This window comes from Pseudomonas cremoris, assembly GCF_014230465.1.
Genome location: NZ_JAAXCY010000028.1, coordinates 1 through 5,462, shown reverse-complemented (window position 1 = coordinate 5,462; position 5,462 = coordinate 1). Strand labels below are relative to the sequence as shown.

The following is a 5,462-nucleotide window of genomic DNA, read 5'->3' as shown; positions in this document are numbered from 1 at the left end:
AATGCGCGCCTCGGTTGAGACGAAAGATCTTAACCAACCGCTCTTTAACAACTGAATCAAGCAATTCGTGTGGGTGCTTGTGGGGTCAGACTGATAGTCAACAAGATTATCAGCATCACAAGTTACTCCGCGAGAAATCAAAGATGTAACCAACGATTGCTGAGCCAAGTTTAGGGTTTCTTAAAAACCCAAAGATGTTTGAACTGAAGAGTTTGATCATGGCTCAGATTGAACGCTGGCGGCAGGCCTAACACATGCAAGTCGAGCGGTAGAGAGAAGCTTGCTTCTCTTGAGAGCGGCGGACGGGTGAGTAATGCCTAGGAATCTGCCTGGTAGTGGGGGATAACGTTCGGAAACGGACGCTAATACCGCATACGTCCTACGGGAGAAAGCAGGGGACCTTCGGGCCTTGCGCTATCAGATGAGCCTAGGTCGGATTAGCTAGTTGGTGGGGTAATGGCTCACCAAGGCGACGATCCGTAACTGGTCTGAGAGGATGATCAGTCACACTGGAACTGAGACACGGTCCAGACTCCTACGGGAGGCAGCAGTGGGGAATATTGGACAATGGGCGAAAGCCTGATCCAGCCATGCCGCGTGTGTGAAGAAGGTCTTCGGATTGTAAAGCACTTTAAGTTGGGAGGAAGGGCAGTTACCTAATACGTAATTGTTTTGACGTTACCGACAGAATAAGCACCGGCTAACTCTGTGCCAGCAGCCGCGGTAATACAGAGGGTGCAAGCGTTAATCGGAATTACTGGGCGTAAAGCGCGCGTAGGTGGTTTGTTAAGTTGGATGTGAAATCCCCGGGCTCAACCTGGGAACTGCATTCAAAACTGACTGACTAGAGTATGGTAGAGGGTGGTGGAATTTCCTGTGTAGCGGTGAAATGCGTAGATATAGGAAGGAACACCAGTGGCGAAGGCGACCACCTGGACTAATACTGACACTGAGGTGCGAAAGCGTGGGGAGCAAACAGGATTAGATACCCTGGTAGTCCACGCCGTAAACGATGTCAACTAGCCGTTGGAAGCCTTGAGCTTTTAGTGGCGCAGCTAACGCATTAAGTTGACCGCCTGGGGAGTACGGCCGCAAGGTTAAAACTCAAATGAATTGACGGGGGCCCGCACAAGCGGTGGAGCATGTGGTTTAATTCGAAGCAACGCGAAGAACCTTACCAGGCCTTGACATCCAATGAACTTTCTAGAGATAGATTGGTGCCTTCGGGAACATTGAGACAGGTGCTGCATGGCTGTCGTCAGCTCGTGTCGTGAGATGTTGGGTTAAGTCCCGTAACGAGCGCAACCCTTGTCCTTAGTTACCAGCACGTCATGGTGGGCACTCTAAGGAGACTGCCGGTGACAAACCGGAGGAAGGTGGGGATGACGTCAAGTCATCATGGCCCTTACGGCCTGGGCTACACACGTGCTACAATGGTCGGTACAGAGGGTTGCCAAGCCGCGAGGTGGAGCTAATCCCATAAAACCGATCGTAGTCCGGATCGCAGTCTGCAACTCGACTGCGTGAAGTCGGAATCGCTAGTAATCGCGAATCAGAATGTCGCGGTGAATACGTTCCCGGGCCTTGTACACACCGCCCGTCACACCATGGGAGTGGGTTGCACCAGAAGTAGCTAGTCTAACCTTCGGGAGGACGGTTACCACGGTGTGATTCATGACTGGGGTGAAGTCGTAACAAGGTAGCCGTAGGGGAACCTGCGGCTGGATCACCTCCTTAATCGACGACATCAGCTGCTCCATAAGTTCCCACACGAATTGCTTGATTCATTGAAGAAGACGATAAAGAAGCAGCCCGAAATTGGGTCTGTAGCTCAGTTGGTTAGAGCGCACCCCTGATAAGGGTGAGGTCGGCAGTTCGAATCTGCCCAGACCCACCAATTTTGTGTGGGAAACGCCTGTAGAAATACGGGGCCATAGCTCAGCTGGGAGAGCGCCTGCCTTGCACGCAGGAGGTCAACGGTTCGATCCCGTTTGGCTCCACCACTACTGCTTCTGAAAGTTTAAAGCTTAGAAATGAGCATTCCATCAAGGTGATGGTGAATGTTGATTTCTAGTCTTTGATTAGATCGTTCTTTAAAAATTTGGGTATGTGATAGAAAGATAGACTGAACGTTACTTTCACTGGTAACGGATCAGGCTAAGGTAAAATTTGTGAGTTCTCTTAATTGAGAAATTCGAATTTTCGGCGAATGTCGTCTTCACAGTATAACCAGATTGCTTGGGGTTATATGGTCAAGTGAAGAAGCGCATACGGTGGATGCCTTGGCAGTCAGAGGCGATGAAAGACGTGGTAGCCTGCGAAAAGCTTCGGGGAGTCGGCAAACAGACTTTGATCCGGAGATGTCTGAATGGGGGAACCCAGCCATCATAAGATGGTTATCTTGTACTGAATACATAGGTGCAAGAGGCGAACCAGGGGAACTGAAACATCTAAGTACCCTGAGGAAAAGAAATCAACCGAGATTCCCTTAGTAGTGGCGAGCGAACGGGGACTAGCCCTTAAGTGGCTTTGAGATTAGCGGAACGCTCTGGAAAGTGCGGCCATAGTGGGTGATAGCCCTGTACGCGAAAATCTCTTAGTCATGAAATCGAGTAGGACGGAGCACGAGAAACTTTGTCTGAATATGGGGGGACCATCCTCCAAGGCTAAATACTACTGACTGACCGATAGTGAACTAGTACCGTGAGGGAAAGGCGAAAAGAACCCCGGAGAGGGGAGTGAAATAGATCCTGAAACCGTATGCGTACAAGCAGTGGGAGCCCACTTTGTTGGGTGACTGCGTACCTTTTGTATAATGGGTCAGCGACTTATTTTCAGTGGCGAGCTTAACCGAATAGGGGAGGCGTAGCGAAAGCGAGTCTTAATAGGGCGTCTAGTCGCTGGGAATAGACCCGAAACCGGGCGATCTATCCATGGGCAGGTTGAAGGTTGGGTAACACTAACTGGAGGACCGAACCGACTACCGTTGAAAAGTTAGCGGATGACCTGTGGATCGGAGTGAAAGGCTAATCAAGCTCGGAGATAGCTGGTTCTCCTCGAAAGCTATTTAGGTAGCGCCTCATGTATCACTGTAGGGGGTAGAGCACTGTTTCGGCTAGGGGGTCATCCCGACTTACCAAACCGATGCAAACTCCGAATACCTACAAGTGCCGAGCATGGGAGACACACGGCGGGTGCTAACGTCCGTCGTGAAAAGGGAAACAACCCAGACCGTCAGCTAAGGTCCCAAAGTTATGGTTAAGTGGGAAACGATGTGGGAAGGCTTAGACAGCTAGGAGGTTGGCTTAGAAGCAGCCACCCTTTAAAGAAAGCGTAATAGCTCACTAGTCGAGTCGGCCTGCGCGGAAGATGTAACGGGGCTCAAACCATACACCGAAGCTACGGGTATCACGTAAGTGATGCGGTAGAGGAGCGTTCTGTAAGCCTGTGAAGGTGAGTTGAGAAGCTTGCTGGAGGTATCAGAAGTGCGAATGCTGACATGAGTAACGACAATGGGTGTGAAAAACACCCACGCCGAAAGACCAAGGTTTCCTGCGCAACGTTAATCGACGCAGGGTTAGTCGGTCCCTAAGGCGAGGCTGAAAAGCGTAGTCGATGGAAAACAGGTTAATATTCCTGTACTTCTGGTTATTGCGATGGAGGGACGGAGAAGGCTAGGCCAGCTTGGCGTTGGTTGTCCAAGTTTAAGGTGGTAGGCTGGAATCTTAGGTAAATCCGGGATTCTAAGGCCGAGAGCTGATGACGAGTTACCTTTTAGGTAACGAAGTGGTTGATGCCATGCTTCCAAGAAAAGCTTCTAAGCTTCAGGTAACCAGGAACCGTACCCCAAACCGACACAGGTGGTTGGGTAGAGAATACCAAGGCGCTTGAGAGAACTCGGGTGAAGGAACTAGGCAAAATGGCACCGTAACTTCGGGAGAAGGTGCGCCGGTGAGGGTGAAGGACTTGCTCCGTAAGCTCATGCCGGTCGAAGATACCAGGCCGCTGCGACTGTTTATTAAAAACACAGCACTCTGCAAACACGAAAGTGGACGTATAGGGTGTGACGCCTGCCCGGTGCCGGAAGGTTAATTGATGGGGTTAGCTAACGCGAAGCTCTTGATCGAAGCCCCGGTAAACGGCGGCCGTAACTATAACGGTCCTAAGGTAGCGAAATTCCTTGTCGGGTAAGTTCCGACCTGCACGAATGGCGTAACGATGGCGGCGCTGTCTCCACCCGAGACTCAGTGAAATTGAAATCGCTGTGAAGATGCAGTGTATCCGCGGCTAGACGGAAAGACCCCGTGAACCTTTACTATAGCTTTGCACTGGACTTTGAATTTGCTTGTGTAGGATAGGTGGGAGGCTTTGAAGCGTGGACGCCAGTCTGCGTGGAGCCATCCTTGAAATACCACCCTGGCAACTTTGAGGTTCTAACTCAGGTCCGTTATCCGGATCGAGGACAGTGTATGGTGGGTAGTTTGACTGGGGCGGTCTCCTCCTAAAGAGTAACGGAGGAGTACGAAGGTGCGCTCAGACCGGTCGGAAATCGGTCGTAGAGTATAAAGGCAAAAGCGCGCTTGACTGCGAGACAGACACGTCGAGCAGGTACGAAAGTAGGTCTTAGTGATCCGGTGGTTCTGTATGGAAGGGCCATCGCTCAACGGATAAAAGGTACTCCGGGGATAACAGGCTGATACCGCCCAAGAGTTCATATCGACGGCGGTGTTTGGCACCTCGATGTCGGCTCATCACATCCTGGGGCTGAAGCCGGTCCCAAGGGTATGGCTGTTCGCCATTTAAAGTGGTACGCGAGCTGGGTTTAGAACGTCGTGAGACAGTTCGGTCCCTATCTGCCGTGGACGTTTGAGATTTGAGAGGGGCTGCTCCTAGTACGAGAGGACCGGAGTGGACGAACCTCTGGTGTTCCGGTTGTCACGCCAGTGGCATTGCCGGGTAGCTATGTTCGGAATAGATAACCGCTGAAAGCATCTAAGCGGGAAACTAGCCTCAAGATGAGATCTCACTGGAACCTTGAGTTCCCTGAAGGGCCGTCGAAGACTACGACGTTGATAGGTTGGGTGTGTAAGCGCTGTGAGGCGTTGAGCTAACCAATACTAATTGCCCGTGAGGCTTGACCATATAACACCCAAGCAATTTGCTGACCTGAAAAGGCACCAGATTGCGGTGTGTGAAGACGAAATGAACCGAAAGTTCGACGTTCACAAAACACCGAAAGCTGTCACATACCCAATTTGCTGAAGCGAGGCCAACAGGTCACGACTCAGTACCCGAATTTCTTGACGACCATAGAGCATTGGAACCACCTGATCCCATCCCGAACTCAGCAGTGAAACGATGCATCGCCGATGGTAGTGTGGGGTTTCCCCATGTGAGAGTAGGTCATCGTCAAGATTAAATTCCAGAACCCCTGATTGCTAACGCAGTCAGGGGTTTTGTTT

General features: G+C 51.1%; 2 tRNA genes and 3 rRNA genes. All 5 read left to right on the top strand.

The features are described from left to right. Positions 1 to 200 precede the first annotated feature (200 nt). The 5 genes from HF257_RS33130 (at position 201) to rrf (ending at position 5,415) form a co-directional block, all read left to right on the top strand. Positions 201 to 1,737, top strand: a 16S ribosomal RNA gene (locus HF257_RS33130). An 83-nt stretch (positions 1,738 to 1,820) separates the two neighbouring features. Further along, positions 1,821 to 1,897 (top strand) — tRNA-Ile (locus tag HF257_RS33125). A gap of 30 nt (positions 1,898 to 1,927) precedes the next feature. Continuing rightward, positions 1,928 to 2,003: transfer RNA gene (locus HF257_RS33120), tRNA-Ala, on the top strand. Positions 2,004 to 2,250: 247 nt separating this feature from the next. Next, positions 2,251 to 5,142: ribosomal RNA gene (locus HF257_RS33115) — 23S ribosomal RNA — on the top strand. 157 nt (positions 5,143 to 5,299) lie between these two features. Continuing rightward, positions 5,300 to 5,415 (top strand): 5S ribosomal RNA (rrf, locus tag HF257_RS33110). The 16S, 23S and 5S rRNA genes sit together here with 2 tRNA genes alongside, the layout of an rRNA operon. Positions 5,416 to 5,462: the final 47 nt, after the last annotated feature.